The organism is Haladaptatus sp. DYSN1, from assembly GCF_029489995.1.
In the GTDB taxonomy this organism is placed as follows: Archaea; Halobacteriota; Halobacteria; order Halobacteriales; family Halococcaceae; genus QDMS2.
Window position 1 is genome coordinate 23,622 of the sequence record NZ_CP120471.1, and the last position, 17,686, is coordinate 41,307.

The 17,686-nt window shown below is 59.7% G+C and carries 11 protein-coding genes and 3 pseudogenes; 6 read left to right on the plus strand and 8 right to left on the minus strand.

Annotated elements, in window-relative coordinates; genetic code table 11:
- The first annotated feature begins 104 nt into the window (after nt 1-104).
- Nucleotides 105-1,613 carry an HTTM domain-containing protein gene (locus P0648_RS16395; RefSeq protein WP_277505939.1) on the plus strand — a complete coding sequence of 503 codons (1,509 nt, stop codon included), beginning with the start codon at nt 105-107 and terminating at the stop codon, nt 1,611-1,613.
- A gap of 25 nt (nt 1,614-1,638) precedes the next feature.
- Here P0648_RS16395 and P0648_RS16400 read toward each other — a convergent pair.
- Nucleotides 1,639-1,881 (minus strand): annotated as a pseudogene (locus tag P0648_RS16400) (ferredoxin--nitrite reductase); the annotation flags it as partial.
- Between the two features lie 962 nt (nt 1,882-2,843).
- On the opposite strand from P0648_RS16400, the pseudogene P0648_RS16405 reads away from it, so the two are divergent.
- The 5 genes and pseudogenes from P0648_RS16405 to bioD form a co-directional block, all read left to right on the plus strand.
- Nucleotides 2,844-3,349 (plus strand): annotated as a pseudogene (locus tag P0648_RS16405) (transposase); the annotation flags it as partial.
- Nucleotides 3,350-3,447: 98 nt separating this feature from the next.
- Entirely contained in the window at nt 3,448-4,566 is a 1,119-nt protein-coding gene (gene bioB, locus P0648_RS16410) for a biotin synthase BioB (RefSeq protein WP_277505940.1), read from the plus strand.
- A 1-nt stretch (nt 4,567) separates the two neighbouring features.
- A complete protein-coding gene (locus P0648_RS16415) occupies nt 4,568-5,638 on the plus strand; it encodes a transcriptional regulator (RefSeq protein ID WP_276249051.1) in 1,071 nt (356 codons plus the stop codon).
- Nucleotides 5,639-6,889: an 8-amino-7-oxononanoate synthase gene (locus P0648_RS16420; RefSeq protein ID WP_277505942.1), complete on the plus strand. Its 1,251-nt coding sequence runs from the start codon at nt 5,639-5,641 to the stop codon at nt 6,887-6,889.
- Nucleotides 6,886-7,557, plus strand: a complete 672-nt coding sequence (gene bioD / locus P0648_RS16425) for a dethiobiotin synthase (RefSeq protein WP_276275347.1) — start codon at nt 6,886-6,888, stop codon at nt 7,555-7,557. The genes P0648_RS16420 and bioD overlap by 4 nt, the downstream gene beginning before the upstream one ends.
- A gap of 200 nt (nt 7,558-7,757) precedes the next feature.
- Here the strand turns inward: bioD and P0648_RS16430 are convergent, their stop codons facing one another.
- The 7 genes and pseudogenes from P0648_RS16430 to P0648_RS16460 all read right to left on the minus strand — a co-directional run bounded on the left by P0648_RS16430 (nt 7,758) and on the right by P0648_RS16460 (nt 17,661).
- Complete coding sequence (locus P0648_RS16430; RefSeq protein WP_277505944.1) at nt 7,758-8,816, minus strand: hypothetical protein; 1,059 nt, start codon at nt 8,814-8,816, stop codon at nt 7,758-7,760.
- Between the two features lie 636 nt (nt 8,817-9,452).
- Nucleotides 9,453-10,788 (minus strand): annotated as a pseudogene (locus P0648_RS16435) (hemolysin family protein).
- Between the two features lie 42 nt (nt 10,789-10,830).
- Nucleotides 10,831-12,924: an ABC transporter ATP-binding protein gene (locus P0648_RS16440; RefSeq protein WP_277505947.1), complete on the minus strand. Its 2,094-nt coding sequence runs from the start codon at nt 12,922-12,924 to the stop codon at nt 10,831-10,833.
- Nucleotides 12,921-13,841 carry an ABC transporter permease gene (locus tag P0648_RS16445; RefSeq protein WP_277505948.1) on the minus strand — a complete coding sequence of 307 codons (921 nt, stop codon included), beginning with the start codon at nt 13,839-13,841 and terminating at the stop codon, nt 12,921-12,923. Before P0648_RS16445 ends, P0648_RS16440 begins: the two co-directional genes overlap by 4 nt.
- The gene (locus tag P0648_RS16450) at nt 13,841-14,824 is read right to left on the minus strand and encodes an ABC transporter permease (RefSeq protein ID WP_277505967.1); all 984 of its coding nucleotides are present in this window, start codon (nt 14,822-14,824) and stop codon (nt 13,841-13,843) included. Before P0648_RS16450 ends, P0648_RS16445 begins: the two co-directional genes overlap by 1 nt.
- A gap of 6 nt (nt 14,825-14,830) precedes the next feature.
- Nucleotides 14,831-16,735: an ABC transporter substrate-binding protein gene (locus P0648_RS16455; protein ID WP_277505951.1), complete on the minus strand. Its 1,905-nt coding sequence runs from the start codon at nt 16,733-16,735 to the stop codon at nt 14,831-14,833.
- 206 nt (nt 16,736-16,941) lie between these two features.
- Nucleotides 16,942-17,661: a helix-turn-helix domain-containing protein gene (locus P0648_RS16460; RefSeq protein ID WP_277505952.1), complete on the minus strand. Its 720-nt coding sequence runs from the start codon at nt 17,659-17,661 to the stop codon at nt 16,942-16,944.
- Nucleotides 17,662-17,686 lie beyond the last annotated feature (25 nt).

A 17,686-nucleotide genomic window follows, 5' to 3' on the forward strand; every position in this document is an offset into this window, starting at 1 on the left:
AATTCTATGTCACACTCCTTTGACCCGCAACCCAAACATGAATCGTTGAGTCTTCCGTTCGCTTATGGTTCTGGCCGCTGAATTCTCATAACTGGACTAGACTGATGGCACTTCCCAACCGTCTTTCAACCGTCAGAGATCGGATTTCTCTCGCTGTTCGTCACCGGTTTGAGATTGATACTCGATCGCTTGCTGTGTTCCGAATTGCTATCGGACTCCTCATACTCGCTGATCTCGTCCGCCGGTCACGTGCCCTCACCGCATTCTATACCGATTTCGGTGTGCTGCCACGGACGGCTCTTATCTCTCGTTCAGACCCGTTACACCTGTCACTCCACACGCTCTCCGGCGACGCATGGGTCCAGGCGGTTTTCTTCTTGATTGCAGGTGTCTTTGCCGTGGCACTGACCATTGGTTATCGAACGTCGGCCGCAACAATCGGTTCCTGGATCTTTCTCGTATCGATTCATAATCGGATGCCAGAGGTCCTCAATGGTGGAGACTTCCTCCTCCGATTACTGCTCTTCTGGGCGATGTTTCTGCCGCTCGGCGCGTACTGGGCGGTCGATAATCAACAGGCCAGCAACACTCAGACGCGAACCGCTGTAAGGAGTGTCGCGGCGGCCGCACTATTACTACAGGTCGTCATCATGTATAGTACGAACGCCGCGTTCAAGCTATCCGGTGATGTCTGGCTCCAAGGCGAGGGGCTCGAGTACGTCTTCAGTCTCGGTCAATTCACCATTCTGTTCGGTGACGTCCTCGGGTCCTACCCTGCTGTCCTCCATGGTCTTGATTATCTCTGGTTGGGGATGATAACGCTCTCATTTCTCCTGATTGTGCTGCCCGGTCTCTGGCGGACGGGGTTCGTGTTTCTCTTCATCAGTTTGCATCTTGGGATGCTGTTCACCATGCGCATTGATCTCTTTGCACTCATCTCGATCGCCGGGTTACTCCCCTTCCTACCCGCAGCGTTCTGGGACATCGTGCTACCGCAGCTATCCCACTATCGACAGACTAGAGCGATGGGTCAGTGGCCACAGAAACTCGCCGATACACTGCCGGTCATCACTGTTTCGAGTGCCCCCTCGCCGCTTGATCGATGGAAGACCCACTTGGGGACTGGTGTTCCCCTATTCTTCCTTGTCCTCATCGTGCTCTGGAACATTCAGGTTCTCGGCTATTCACAGATCTACGGGCATGACGTGGTTCCAGAGGAGGCCGAGTCGGTTATCGATCTCACTCGTACCGATCAATACTGGAATATGTTCGCGCCTGACCCCCTCTCCACTGATGGGTGGATTGTCGCTCCGGGACAACTCGAGAATGGCTCACGAATCGATGCCTTTCACGGTGGGCCTATCCGCTGGGATCGGCCGGCGGATATTTCAGATACGTACCCGACAGCACGATGGCGGAAATATCTCGTCGGGCTCTGGCGGGACGACACCACAGACCGCCGTTATTTCGCCGACTATCTCTGTCGACGCTGGAATAGCCAGCATGAAACCGAACTGGTCAATGTTTCAGTGTACTTCATGGAACAGCCGACGCAGATCCATACCGAGACCGAACCGATCAATAAAGTCAAGTTGGAGGACTATCACTGCTAGCTGTCGGTCGTGAATTCATCACGGCGTCACCGATGACTTCGGCTTGTTTGGGTGTTAGAAATCCGCCAGGGACCTTCGTCCGCAGCATGAAATAGCCCTCTTTGCGGTCGTGGGTGTACATTTCCGCCCACTTGAAATGCTCCCACTCGCCTTCGCCTCCGCGCTCTTCGATTTCGTCGAAGGAAAGGCCTTCGGCGGCGTATTCGTAGATTTCCTCGATGATATCCAGGGAGTGTTTCTCTTGTTTCCAGTGTTCGACGGTATTCATGTGAATTCCTCCACCATGACTGACCCGCACGGTGTATCGATTCACATTATTCGAATGCCAACCGGGTATTGTATGACAACATCTTGCATCCGATGTATCTCCCCGTAGCGGGGATATGGGACGTATCTCCCGCTTCGAAGGACAATGTTGCCAGTATCTGTGATTTTAGATCGGGTGGGTTACTACGAGCATCGACGATACAGGTGAGCTCCGCTGAAGCTTCCCAGCGGCACAACCGTTACCGGCAATTGTTGCTATTATCGGTTCTTTACACGTACTGTTCGTCTGCAACGCGCCCGCAGAGAAACGAGCGCACCTGGCGCCGCCGCTATCGAGACCAACGGCGTTATCGATTTCGAGAGATGCTCACCAGCACTCCCAACCTCTACGTCGAGGTCGTCGCAACCGATCGAGTGATTCCTGCGGTGAAATTATAGTCCATTCTGTGACATACACAATGCTTTTTATGATTGGTCTCATTCCCTTACCCGCCACGAGGTATGTGAACGAGTGGCACATGTCCCAGAATCTGACCATGGCATCGCACGTCTCTGGAGGGCTTGTGCCACACGATTGGATCGCGGGCCACGTGACTGTCATCGGCAGGAAGTTGTGTGCTGCTCGATGCAGTTAACCCACAATGCCTCGAGGCATTGGAGGGGGGAGCCATATGATTCCGGACCGAACTCTACCACGTCCATCCACCCTAGTTCGAGGCCGTGGGGTCCTCGAATGGGACCACCGATGAGATTCGCAAGGAGTCGGGTTTCAAAGAGACCAAACCGACTCTCGAACTTTTTATTGCAAACGAATGTCTCCCCGATGTCTGACCACGACGACCGAGGGCCCAGACCAGGGCTCCGCGGTCGAGTAATGGGTAGAAAGAATGGCGCGCGAGGTCGCGAGCCGTCGTCTGGTAGAAGCGGTTTAATGAGCGCGATCAACCAAACTAAGTCGTCTCCGGCGACAACACGGTGGGAATCGACCTTGGCATCAGCAACTCCCTCGCCATCGCCTACGACGACGGAGACGCCGAATTGTATCCGGGGAACGTGCTGAAACAGGACAAGCACTATTTCACCCGCGACGAGTACGACACCGAAGGAGAGAACGGCCCGTCATGTCGGGCGCAAAGCGCACGACAGATGTTGTCTCGACGGAGAGACCACTTCCTGTACGCCCTCGTCAAGCACGTCGTAGAGCAGTGCATCAACCACGAGGTCGATCGCATCGCCACCAAGGACTTGAGTAAAATTCGTGGAACTGAGAATGGCGACTCACGGAACTGGGGCAAACGTGGAAACAAGAAACTCCACTGGTGGGAGATTGACCGCTTCTCGACGCTCTTTGACTACAAGGCCGAAGGGAACGGCATCCACGTTACCGTGTTTCCGAGCGAGATACGTCGAAGACGTGTTCGTGTTGTAGCCGAAAGCGTGACGCAAAGATACTGAGTGATTTGTATGTCGGTTGGGGAGTCGCTCTCTCTCGGTCTTTCATCGAGGCCATTGCCGAGTTCATGTGAGGGGCCGAACTTTTTTACTCTCGTCAACCAACGTCACACTCGTGGTTTACGAGACCGAAAACACGACGATAGCCCACGCCGTCGAACAGGTACTGGCTGGTGAACGATTAGATCGCCGTGACGGGCTGGCACTCATTGCACAGCCGGTCGAGGAACTCGCGGTCGCCGCCGACTTCGTCCGCGCGCACTTCGGTGACGACACGGTTGATGCCTGCTCGATCGTGAACGCGAAAGCGGGCAACTGTGCCGAAGACTGTGGCTTCTGCGCCCAATCCGTCCACTTCGACGCCGGCATCGAGACGTACGGGTTTCTCGACCCCGAAGAGATACTTGAAGCAGCCAAACGAGCAGAGCGCGACGGTGCCCAGCGCTTCGGCATCGTCGTTGCCGAGAAAGGCGTCTCCAAGGAACAACGACCCGACGAGTGGCAGGAGGTGCTCCGGGCTATTCGCCTCGTTCGCGACGAGACCGACGTCGAGGTCGACGCCTCGCTCGGCATCCTCACGGAGACAGAAGCCCAAATCCTCGCCGACGAGGGGATTAACCACTACAATCACAACATCGAGACCTCTCCCCGGTTCTTCCCGGAAATTGTTGGGACCCACTCCTTCGAAGACCGGGTGGAGACCCTGGAGATCGCCAAAGCAGCCGGGATGGACCTCTGTGCCGGGGTCATCCTCGGTATGGGGGAGACGCCGACCGACCGCGTGGACGCCGCTATCGCCCTGCAAGAGATCGGGATCTCCTCGCTCCCAGTGAACGTCCTTAACCCAATCGAGGGGACGCCGCTGGGCGACCGACTCGGTGACGACGCGGCGATTTCTACCAACGAACTCATCAGCACCATCGCGGTCTATCGGTTGCTCCACCCCCACGCGCGGGTGCGACTCACGGGTGGCCGCGAGGTCAATCTCGAGACGGACGAACAACACCTGCCGTTCGAGGCGGGAGCCGACGGCATTCTGACCGGCGACTACCTCACCACCTCGGGGCAGTCTCCCGGCGACGACATTGAGGCGATCGAGCGGGCCGGAATGGAACCGAACATGACCGTCCACGAGTTCGATACCGAGGCCGTCAAGGCACGGACGAAACGGGAACGCAGGACGGTTGAAACGGCAGCAGGATCGGCGAACAGCAACGCGGAACTGGAGAATTAACATGCACGAAAGCACCTTCGCAGTACTCGGTACAGGTGGCATCGGTCGACGAATGCTTGAGGTCTCGATGGAGAAGGAGGGGCTCACGCCCGTCGCAGCGTGTGACCGCCATGGAGTCGCCATCGACCACGACGGCCTCGACGTGGACGAGCTGCTCGCGGCGACGGAGGGGAACATCGCGAGCGATCCCGAGGGGCGCGACCTGTCTACAGACGGCGGGTCGGCGTCCGCCCGAGGGGGTGGCATCAAGCAGACCGGGGCGGGCGCCGGTGTTGTCGCGTCTGCACAGGCGACCGCGACGGAGACGCCGATCGATGACATCATCGCAGAGAGCGACCGGATCGACGCGGTGCTCATCGCGCTCCCCAACTTCGAGCACGACTTCATTCCACGGGTGGCCGACCGCTTCGCGGACGCGGACTATTCCGGCGTACTCGTTGATGTGCTCAAACGCTCCCGCGTCATCGGAATGCTCGACGAGCGTGTGGATACCTTCCAAGAGTGTGGAATCACCTTCGTTTGTGGTGCCGGTGCAACGCCCGGCTTGCTCACCGGCGCAGCGGCCATCGCGGCCCAGTCGTTCGTCGAGGTCGAGGCGGTCGATATCTGGTGGGGTGTTGGACTCAAATCCGGCTACGAGGACAACCGCGGCACCGTCCGCGAGGACATCGCTCATCTACCAGGGTACGATATCGAGGACGCCCGCACGATGAGCGACGCTGAGATTGCAGCGGTCATCGACGAGCACGACGGCATCATCGAGTTCCGAGACATGGAGCACGCCGACGACGTCCTTCTGGAGCGCGCTGGCATCTGCGACGCCGCGGACGTGACGGTCGGCGGAATCCTCGATGTGACCGCCGACGAGAAGCCGACGACAACGACCGTGCGTGTCACGGGGCGGACCTTCGACGGAGAAACGGCGACCAACACCTTCCAGCTCGGCGACGACACGAGCATGGAGGCCAACGTCAACGGACCGGCCCTGGGGTACATGAAAGCGGCGCTCCGCCGTCATCGCGCCGGCGAGTACGGGGTCTTCGGGCCCGCCGAGTTGATGCCGGGGTTCTAGATGCGTGACGAACTGAAGGTTGGTTCGGATGCCGACGCGGGCCGGAACCGGGAATACGGGTTCGACTTCGCCGCCCAGCTTGCCGCGCGGGAACAACAGGGGCTCAGGCGGACCCTTACTCCGACAGAACGGGTGGCCGCGCGCAGCCGGATGGCTCCCGACCCGAAGGGAGGAGTCCCCGAGTTCGACAGCCGGGAGCAACTCGTGTTCGCCGCGAACGACTATCTCGGCCTCGCAGCCGACGAGCGCGTCCAGGCGGCAGCAGCCGATGCGTCCCGCCAGACCGGGACTGGTGCCGGTGCAAGTCGGCTCGTGACCGGTGACACACCACCCCATCGCGCCCTCGAACGCGATATCGCCGAGACGAAGGGGATGGCGCGGGCGCTTGTGTTCTCGTCGGGGTACGCGACGAACCTCGGGGTGCTCTCAGCACTGGCTCCGGACATTGTCTTTTCAGATGAGCTGAATCACGCAAGCATCATCGACGGCTGTCGGCTCGCCGACGCGGAGACGCGAGTGTACGACCACTGCGACCCCGACGATCTCCGTGCGATGCTCGAGCGACGCGCTCAGGAGGCGACCGGGGACGAATCGTGGCTGGTCGTCACCGACTCCGTTTTTAGCATGGACGGTGACGTGGCTCCCCTTGAGGAGCTCTGTGCCGCCGCCGAAGAGTACGGCGCGTGGCTGATGGTCGACGAGGCGCACGCGACCGGCCTATACGAGGCGGGTGGCGGTATCGTCCAGCGCGAGGGGCTTGCCGACCGCGTCCATGTGCAGATGGGGACGCTTTCGAAGGCGCTTGCGAGCCAGGGCGGGTACGTCGCAGGCAGTGAGCTGTTAATCGAGTACCTGCTCAACGCCGCCCGCTCGTTCGTTTTCTCCACAGGCCTCACGCCCCCAGCTGCGGCGGCTGCCCGGAAATCGCTCCAGATCGCTCGCGAGAGCGACCGGCCGGCACGCCTCTGGGCGAACGTCGAGCGACTGCGCAATGGACTCGAGGAACTCGGGTATGAAGTGTGGGGTGAAACCCAGATCCTGCCCGTTGTCGTCGGCGACCGGGAGACCACAATGACGCTCGCCGAGCGGCTCCGCGAGCGGAATGTCATCGCGCCAGGGATTCGTCCGCCGACGGTTCCCGAGGGGACCAGTCGAATCCGGGTGGCACCGATGGCGTCACATACGGACGAGGAAATTGATCATTGTTTGACGGCCTTCCGCGAGGCCGGCCACGCTCTTGATCTGCTATGACTGAGGACTTCGCAGTCGTTGGGACGGACACGGGCGTTGGCAAAACCGTCGTCACCGCAGGATTGATTGGGAATCTACGGGAAGTCGGTGTCGCCGCTCGCGCCGTCAAACCCTGCCAGACCGGCTTCCCCCCGGACGACGACGCGGGGTTCGTCGCCGACGTCTGCGGGACGGCCGCTGCCGCAACCTGTCTCCGCCGGCTTGAGGAGCCGCTGGCTCCCGCAGTTGCGGCTGAAAAAGCAGGCAATACCCTCTCCTACGAGACGCTATTGGCGGACTGTGAACAGGCGTTGGCCGACGCGGCGTGTGGCGTCCTTGAGGGCATTGGTGGACTCCGTGTGCCACTGGCCGAGGGACGAGAGGTACTCGATCTCGTCGCCGACCTTGACCTTCCCGCCGTGGTTGTCGCCCGGTCGGGATTGGGGACCTTGAATCACACGGCACTGACCGTCGACGCGCTTTGCGAGCGCGGGCTCCCCGTTCGCGGTGTCGTTCTCAACGAGTATGAGGGTGCCACCGTGGCCGAACGGACGAATCCGGCCATGCTCGAACGGATGATCGATGTGCCGGTCGAGACGCTCCCCCCGCTCGACCTGACGGACCCGACGGCCATCATCAGTGGCACGGCGGAACACCTCTCGGATTCGCTACTAACCTTGAATCAATGAATTGACGGCCGGCGACCGGAATCAGTCGTCCGCGTGTACTCTGGCGTGAGAACGAGCCGCCAACGAAGTTTGTCAGCCGAAAATTGAGATGAGGAACCGTCATTCAGTGGATACAGACTCCGTAAGAATAGGGTGGGTACGACTAAAAACGTGCCATATCTGCTGAATCCCAGACGAGAGAGCCTCGCTTAGATCGGAGCCTACAGCGGCCACAGAACCACGAACGCGACAGTGTAACTGGCCGATACCAACGCCAAAAAGACGAGCCACTCGACTATGGCGCGACGAACCGACCGCCGGGGGGCAAACCCCGTGGCCACACGATTCACCACCAGCAAAACGGGTGTGCTGGCGACGACGAAAAACACCGGATAGAACGTGAATCGAGTCTCCCACCGACAGACGGACAGCGCCCCCATCGGTTGCTGGGTTATCTCCACGAGCACCTCGCTGCAGAACGTCACCACCAGTGACGCATACCCCAGCGCTCCCAGGAGGAATCCAATCACGCCGACACTAAGAACCGCGGCGTGCCGCCGCCGAAATGCAGCCCCCACCTGCGCAGACTCGTTGGGGTCGACCCGATAACACCACCCGAGGAACGTTCTGACCACGGGGAGTCTGCGAAGCGCCACGACGGTGACGCCCGCAGCCAGCAACCCACCGCCGACCACCACCAGAGCGAACACGCCGAGAATCACGATGACCGTTACTGCGATCCAGCCTCCGACGACCGCACCCAGCCCGACGACGAACAGGCTCCGTCCGGTAACGACGTCCTTGCTCAGTCGCTCGCGTGCGACGAGGACGAGGAGGCTCGCGAACACACCCATGATCACGGTGAACCCGCCGACTAGGCCCAGCCCCCAGATGATGAATACCTGGTATATCAGGAGATTGCCTTCCGCGTCCCAGACTCCCGTTCGGATGGCGTCAAGGGCGAGGATGAACACCCAGGCGACGGGGTGGACCAGCACGCCGGTTATCAGCCCGACGAGGCCCCCGCGCTCGCGGGTCAAGTGCCCGGGTCGCTCAAAGAGCAGCCACCAGCTGGTTCCGCCGACGAGTCCCGCGGCGAGCCCAGCCAGCAGCGGAAACTCGCGGGTTGGAAGCCCGAAGCCGCCGTAGAAGACGAGAAAAATCAGCGTTCTCGTCAGAGCAGCGGCGGCGAGTCCACCGACCGCTGTAAATATCGCCGTGGCGAGCAACGCCCAGCGGAGCGTCTTCGTGTTCGTGCGGGAGTGCTTGGGCTGAGCCACTCGTCATGTAAGCCGGTCAAGACTATTAGTAACGGACAGCTTATCGATCGCGACGGTGGGTGAGAGGAGGTGGAAAACATTCTGCACGCGAGTACGCACTAGAATTCGTAGTGGAATCAGCGACCCAATTTAATTTTCCGTGAGAACCACTATCGACGCCAAATCAAGTATCGCCAGTCCAGTGTTTCTCTGCGTATAATTGTCACAGACTGCTTCCCGATTCGGTGCGACGGATAGAACCCTTGATTACCGAAACGTACTTTTCGTGGTTTGGTCCACTACTAGTATGTCATTTGACGTGTTTCTGCGTAACGGCTGGCTAGTACTGTTTCTGCTCTTGATTGCTGGCGGACTTCTCGTTGGCGTGTGGAACCAGCAGGAAATCCAATGGTGCCACGACACATACGACGACGACCCTTCTCAAGTTGCTGAGTGTGAGGATTCTTTCACGGACGTAGTGCACTATGGGTCGGTGTTCAGTGTTTTCACGGGCGTAATTGGGGTGCTTGGAGCTCTGTTTAACCGAAAGAACTGACGTGACATCCTCCCCACCCTCAACGAGCGCCGAAGGCGCGAGTAGGATGGGGTCTTAGCGCCTGTTCAACCAGATAATTCGCAGTGGGAACACCGAGAGAATCAACTTTGGACCTCTATCGAGTGCTGCCCAGATGTCTGGTCGAGCTGTTTCGTGATCTGGACTCGGGTAACGCGGGTATCGTCCACGCCCTCAACGTGGAGTTCGACGCCGTCGTAGGTGAAGGACTCTCCTCTTCGACCAGCCGACCAGCGCGATTGAACACGAACCCCGCGATGGTCTCGAACTCCTCTCCTCCGGAAGTTCGATGTTGAGCGTGTCGTTGACGGCTTCGATATTCACGTCTCCCCGAACGCGCACGGTCGTTTCGTCTACGACCAACACTGGTTCGTCCTCCTCTGCTTCGAGAATGTCACCGACGATCTCCTCGACGAGGTCTTCGGTGGTGATGAGTCCCTCGGTCGTGCCGAACTCATCGATAACAATGGCCATCCCAACGCGCTCGCGGCGCATTTCCTCGAAGAGGTCGTTCACGCTCTTGCTCTCTGGAACGTGGAGGACTTCCTCGACGTGGTGGTCGAGTTGGTCGAGGTCGCCTGCCCCGTAGCGGTGCTCCCTGACGAGGTCGGACAGCGTTACGGCCCCGATGATGGTGTCGAGGTTTCCTTCGAATACGGGGAGTCGATGATGGCCGCTCTGGATGCACGTCGTGATGGCTACTTCGACGTCATCGTCGCGGTCGACGGCAGTGATATCGAGACGAGGCGTCATCACCTCTTTCGCGATGGTCTCGTCGAACCTGAAGATACGCTGAAGCATCTCGCGTTCATCCTCGTCGAGGACGCCCTCGCGTTCACCCATCTCGATGATGTCCTGGATCTCCTCACGGGTAACGTAGGATGTTTCGATGGCTGAGCGACCGCCTGTGACCTTGTTCACTACTTGAGTAAGGTAGTCGAACAGGACCACCAGTGGAAGCAGGATATACTCGGAGAATTTGAGTGGCCCGGCGATACGCAGTGCCCAGGATTCCGTGTTCTCGACCGCGTAGCTCTTCGGGGCGCTCTCGCCGAACAACAGGACGAGAGCGGTGATTCCGAAGGTCGCAAAGGCGACAGCTTCGCCTTGCCCGAATCCGAGCAGCACCAGCAACCCGGTCGTGATGGACGACATTGCAATATTGACGAGGTTATTGCCAACCAGTATCGTCACGAGCAGCCGGTGTGGGTCAGCTTTCAACGCGCGCAGGTTCTGCGACCCGGGGACATCGTCGTTCACGAGTTTCTCGACCTGGTGTGCAGGCAGCGAGAACATGGCGATCTCCGATGAGGAGAAGAACGCCGAGAGAGCGATGAGGGCGGCGATGAGAGCAGCTCCACCGATGGCGATCACGCTATCGGGAACGGAGACACCGCCGACCTGAACGGTCAGCGGCATCGCGTCGAACACGATGTTTCACAACGGGGAGCCAGGCTGCATTTATGCTTCCTCGACTGATTCGCTCTTCGCTCGCTCCCGTTCGCGTGCATAGTGGGCCAGTAGCTCGCTCTCGATGTCTTCGACCGGGAAGTGACACGCTGCTTCGTGGCTCCCGTCCTCGAACGTCGAGCGAGCGGGATCTTGTTGGTGACACTTCTCGGTGGCCTTCGGACAGCGCGGGGCGAAGTTACATCCGTTCGGCAGTTCGATTGGGTTCGGCGGTTCACCCGGAAGCAGCACTCGTTGGCGGTCGATCTCCGGGTCAGCCTTGGGTGATGCCGAGAGGAGCGACGCCGCGTACGGGTGTCTGGGATTCTCGACGACCTCATTGGTGGCACCCATCTCAACGATTTCTCCGAGGTACATCACCGCCAGCCGGTCGGTGATCTGCGAGAGGCTCGCCAGGTCGTGGGAGATGTAGACGATGCCGATATCTCGCTCGTCGGCCATCTCGCGCAGAATGTTGAGGATGTTCGCCTTCAGCGAGACGTCGAGCATCGAGGCGGGCTCGTCACAGATGAGTAGTTTGGGTTCGAGCACCAACGCCTGCGCGATGGCGACGCGTTGGCGTTCGCCGCCAGAGAGCTGGTCGGGATGCTCGTCGAGGTACTTCTCGGGTGGATTGAGCCCTACGTCCGCGAGTGTTTGGCGAACTCTCCGCTCGATTTTCTCAGGTCCGTACCCCTGAATCTTCAGCGATTCGCCGACTGCGGCACGCACACGTTGTCTTGGGTTCAGCGAGTCGAACGGGTCCTGGAAGATGAACTGAACCTGCGAGCGAAACTCCTGCGTATCCTCTTCCAGCAGGTCTTCGATCGGGACGCCGTCGATGAGAATCTCCCCACCTGACCGCGACTGGAGCGCCGAGATTACTTCGGCGAGCGTTGATTTCCCGCATCCCGATTCGCCGGCGACACCGACGATTTCGCTCTCTCGAACGTCGAGGTCGATGCCGTTGACGGCTTTGACGTAGTCCGGTTCCCCCCCAAGGAGGTCTTCGATGATGGGCTGTGATTGTTCGAACCACTTCTCCAAACCGTTGGTCTCGACGATGACCTCTCCCAGGTCACGAGACTCGGACTCCTCCGGGACGTCGATGCCCCACGTTTCGGGGTCACTCGCCCGCTCTTGCATCTCGCTCGCCTTCTCGGTGTGATAACAGGCCGAAACCTGTTCGCCGCTTTCGACCAGCGGCGGGTGCTCGCTCTCGCACTCCTCGGTCGCGAATGGGCATCGGTTACGGAAGACGCACCCCGATGGTGCCTCGGTGAGGTCTGGCAGCGAACCAGGGATGGATATCGCCTGTTCGTCGAACTCGTCAACTTCCGGGAAGGCGTTCTTCAGCCCCATCGTGTAGGGGTTCTGTGGATTGTTGAAGACGTCGAACGTGCCTCCTTGCTCCATCACCTTCCCGCCGTATAGCACCGACACTTCGTCACAGGTCTCCGCGACGACGCCGACCTCGTGGGTGATCAACAGTAGCGAGCTGTCGATCTCTTCTTGGATCTCCATGAGCTTTTGAACGATTTTATCCTGGACGATGACGTCCAGTCCCGTCGTTGGCTCGTCTGCGATGATGAGGTCAGGGTCGAGTGCGAGCGCCATCGCGATAGTGACGCGCTGGCGCATCCCGCCGGAGAACTCGTGTGGATACTCGCCCGTCCGAGCCGGGTCGAGACCGACTATCTCGAATACCTCGTCGACGCGTTCGTTGGCCTGGGCCTTCGAGACGTTCTTGTGCTTGCGAATCGCCTGCCGGATTTGCGCACCGACAGACATCACGGGATCGAGCGAATCCATCGCGCTCTGGGGGATGTAGGCGATCTCCTCCCAGCGGACGTCCCGCCACTCCTGCTCGGATAGGCCAACGAGTTCGCGGCCTTTGAACGTGACACTCCCAGAGCGGACTGCCCCGTTGGCGTCGAGCAGTCCGAGAATCGCCTTCGCGAGGGTCGACTTTCCGGAGCCGGACTCGCCCACGAGACCGTAGTTGTCCCCCTCCTCGATAGAGAAGGAGGCGTCGTTTACGGCGTGTACTTCGCTATCTGGGGTCTGATACGTGATCTTGAGGTCGTTGACTTCGAGTAGACTCATTCTTGCTCCGTCTTGAGTTCGGGGTTAATCATCTCCTCGAGGGCTCGGCCGACGAGGAAGACCGCGGTAGTCACGGCAGCGATACCGAGCGCCGGTGGGAGGACCCACCACCAGGCGACGCGAATCGCGCCCGAGCGGAACACCTGCTGGAGCATCCGACCCCACGACGTCGTCGTCGGGTCACCGAAGCCGAGGAACGCGAGCGACGCCCCGACCACGATTGACCACCCAACGGCGTACGCGGTGTAGAGGAAGCCGATGCCCAGTACGTTCGGCGCGACGTGCAGGAACATCGTCCTGAGGTGGCCAGCGCCTCTCGCACGGGCCGATTTCACAAACGTCCGCTCCTTGACCGTCATCACTTCCGAACGGATAACTCGGGCAGGCATCTTCCAGAGGAAGATAACCATGATGGCAGTGATGAGCCAGACGTTCGGCGTCACGAACGACAGTATCAGCAGCGCCATCGGCAGGAGCGGGAGCGCGAACGTGAGGTCGGTCAGCCGCATTAGGATCTCGTCGACCCGGCCACCGAAGTAGCCACTCGTAAGCCCGACGAGGAAGCCCAGCACACCAGTCCCGACGCCGCCGAAGAAGCCCATGATGAGCGTTGGACGAGCACCAGCCAGAAACTGACTCAGGACGTCCTTACCGAACGACGTCGTCCCGAGGAGGGCTTTCGAGTTCGGGTCCTGAAGCTTCATTATCGATAGGTCTTGCCGGAGCGTATCCTCGATAGGATGGTACGGAGCGATGTGTGGGCCGAACAGTCCCATGAACACGAATACTATGAGGATGCTGAGACCGACCTTCGCGGCGGTATCTTGCCAAATTACGCTCATAATCTGATACCCACGGCCGAGCTCGTTGCGGAGGCGGTCCCTCAGGGTATCGACGTCGAGAGAGTACCCCGACATCAGACACCACTTCCTTCGATCGTTGGGTCGAGTTTGGCATACGCTAGGTCGGCGGTGAGGTTCATCACGATGACCGCCAGCGCCATGATAAACACGGCGGCTTGGACGGTCGGGTAGTCCTGCTGGAGAATCGCCTGAACGAGCGCGCGACCGATGCCGGGCCACGCGAAGACCACTTCCAGGGTGATGACTCCCTGGAAGATCATCCCCGTCCGGAGTGCGAAGTAGGTAACCAATGGGAGCAGGGAGTTGCGGCCCGCACGAGCGAGTTGCTCTCGCTCCGAGAGCCCCTTGGCACGATGGAGCTTGAGAAACTCAGACCCCTTTCGTTCAACGATGGAATTGCGTGCCAGCATCAGGAAGTCGCCGCTGAAGAACAGCACCGACGCCGTGAAGGGGAGGATGTAGTGTTTGAGGAAGTCGACGGAGATGAACGTCGCTACGTACCCCTGCGGGTTCGCCATCGGGCTTCGCATCCCGAAGGCGGGCAGCCAGTTCAGCCCGTACGAGAAGACGATGAGCAGAAGGATGCCGGTCACGAAGATTGGGGTCGCGCGGAAGAATGTGGTAATGACGATCGACCACTGTTCGAACAACGACCCGCGGTTCCAGCCGGCGTACATTCCGGCGATGGAACTGAGGATCGCCGTGACGACGAGCGCCGGCAGCAAGAGGATGAGTGTGTTCACGAGTGCCGGAAGGACAATCTCTCCCACCGGTCGTTGCTGAGTGAGTGAGACGCCGAACTGGAACGTGAACAGGTTCCTGACGTACTTGATGTACTGGATGTAAATCGGTTCGTCGAGGCCGTACATCGCCCGTAACTTTGTGACCTGGTCGGCCGTTAGCGAGCCGGAGGCAACCAGGCCGCTGAATGGGTCACTCGGCAGGAACCGAAGCGTCGCGAAGATGATACTGACCGATACGATGGTCAGTATCGCTGCAATCACCGTTCGTTTGATGAGGAATCTTCGAAAGCTCATTGGTGATTACGAGAAGTTGGACTGTTCGAGTTCGGACCGGGTGGCGTGCCCGTTTTCAACGCGTTCGGCGAAGGCGTCCCAGGCGTCGCCCTCCGGCCAGACGAGCGTGTCGTCTTCGAACGTGTACCCTGCCTGCTGGAGCATCGTCGTGGCCTTGTCGACGTCGTACTCGTATGGGTCAGTCTCGGCGGCGAAGGGCGTCAGGAGGTGTGTGAGCAGCCGCTGGCCCTCGATTGCGGTGCCGCGGCCGTCGAGCACGTTATCCACGAAGCCCTGTTTGTCGACGGTGTGGCTGAGCGCCACGCGAAACGTCTTGTCTCGGAGTAACGGGACGATGTGGTTGAGGTGAACGTCCGTCGGAACGTAGTTCTCGGCGGTCTGTTTCTCGATGCCGTCGGCCTTAGCCGCGCGGTCGGCCTGCTGGTTCGAAACGGTCGTCCCGATTGCGTCGATGTCGCCCGACTGCATCGCGCCGATGAGCGTCGAGACGTTCCCGACGTTCGCCTCCACAAGTTCGTCGATACCGTCGCCAGGGACGAAGTACTGGCCGAGCATCTCCTTGCGGACGGCGTCGTCCCAGAGCCAGTGGCCGTCGTGTTTCTCCAGCCTGAGCTCGGTTCCCTGCTCCCAGTTGACGAATTTGAACGGCCCGGTCCCGATGGGATTCTCCGGATTGTGCTGTCCAGGGTTCTCGATGTCCTCCCAGCGGTGTTTCGGGATGATGACGCTCCGGACTGCCCGTTGGGTGAGGAAGGAAGCGTCGGGCTCGGTGAGATTGAATCGGACACGTCCACCGCCACTGTTCGACACGACTTCCACGCTGTCGATGGTTCGGTAGAACGGGCCCTGCTGTGGAGCCGTGGTCTGCTTGTATTTCTCGACGCTGAACTTCACGTCATCGGGACCGAACGATTCACCGTCGTGCCAAGTGACGCCCTCGCGGAGGTCCATCTCGACGGTAGTGTCGTCGATGACCTCGTGCCCGGTCGCGAGGCCAGGGACGATATCCAGTTGCGGAGAGGCGTCGTAAAGACCGTCGTAGACGTTCAATAGCCGCTTCTCTTCCAGTCCGCCGGTCGACCAGGGAAGATTCGTGCCTTGCATCCCGGTGAGGACGCCTTTCACCCACGTCGACGAGTTGCCCTGGGGCTGGAGATTCACCTGCGTCCAGATGAAGGAGTCGCGAGTCGTGCCGTTACCCGGCGTCGGGACGTACCCCTTCCAGTCGGTGGTGTTGGCTACCGTGATTACGTCGGGGAAGTTCGAGGCGATGACGTACGCGTCATCGCTGAGCTTCCGTTGAATCTCTTTACAGATTTCGGCGCGCGCTTCCATATCGCCGATGGTCTGGGCCTGTTCGTCCAGGAGCTCCGTAATCTCGTCGTTCTTGTAATTGTAGTAGTTCCCGCCCGTCTCGGGGTGTGCACGCATAAGGAACGGGTTTGGGTCGAGCCCTCGCTGCGGGTCCGGCCCGTGGAGATTCATGACCACGGGCACCGGGTGACCGATGTCGGCACGCCAGTACTCCCCGTACCTGGTGCTCGGCTGGACGTTGACGAGGTTGGTTGGAACGCCGATGGATTTGAACGAATCTTTGATCAGCAGCGCGTGTTCGCGCATCCACGGCGTTTCCGCCTGTGCGAAGTGCACGTCAAGGGCGGACACTGGTTCGCCCTCAACCGCGGTGTACTCAAACTGAACGGCATCGTCGTTGACCGATTTCCCCTTCGTCTCGACGGGCCACTCCTCCCAGAACTGGGTCTCGATAGTTCGACCATCGCCGTTACCCTCGCTGTCTCCGTTGCCCTGGCAACCGGCCAGTCCCGCGAGCCCGACCGCGCCCGTGACCTGTAGGAACCGGCGCCGCGATACCGTACCTGTCTCAATTTCGAACGTTTTTCCCTTCGACATTGCATCTCATTGTTCCCTCTTACTGGCCTGAATCTACTCCCGATACCGGCCAATCATCATCATTCTTTATTACCACCCCCGTACCTGCCGTGGAGAACCCACTCGAACCACGCAGTATCATCATCTAGGAAAATTATGAAATAAGATTTGTATAAAATTAGAGTCAGTTAGTTTGACGGTGCAGATTCAAAATGAAAGGCGGACGATTATTTGTCGACGGAGTCGGCAGTAGACGAGTTTGATTCAGGCGAGAAGAAGAGGTCGAAGAGCTGTTTCTCGGCGAGTCGGAGGCGCTCACTAAGCGTCGACTGGGCGATGTCCAGTTCCGCCGCGATGTCGTCCGCGGACGCCTGACGTGGGGCGTCGAAATACCCCATCGAATGGGCTGCTCTCAGCACAGTCAGCTGTTGTTGGGAGAGTTCGTTCTGCAGGACGCGGCCGAGCTGGCCGCTCCCGAGTGGTTCACCGGCTGTCTCGATCTGGTTCACGCTCAAGAGCTCGAATCGTCCGAACTGTTCCTGGATCCTGTCCGCTAACTGGCGGAAGTCGTCCCAGACCTTCACCGTCACGACCCCATCGAAGTGGTCGCCGTGTAGAGTCAACCGGTTCGGAATCGCTTTCTCCCGGAGGATCACGCCCAAGATGAACGGATATGGTTCGTGTGCGACTATCGTCAACCGGTGCGTTGGTTGGTCTGAGGGTTCCGTCGACACCCGTTCGTGATGGAACAGTTCGGCACGCGAGAGAGATTCGACTGCCGCCTTGGGGTCGAATTCGGCTCCCGACGTGACTAGCAGTGATTCGATCCAATCGCCTTCGTCGGCGAAGAAGGCGTTCTCGAAATCGATTCGCCGGATGTCCGGGAACTGCATCTTGAGGTCATCGACGACACCGGACGGGATGGTTTGGAATTCGATGCGAAGCATATTGTCTCACCTTGGTCGTGCGTGT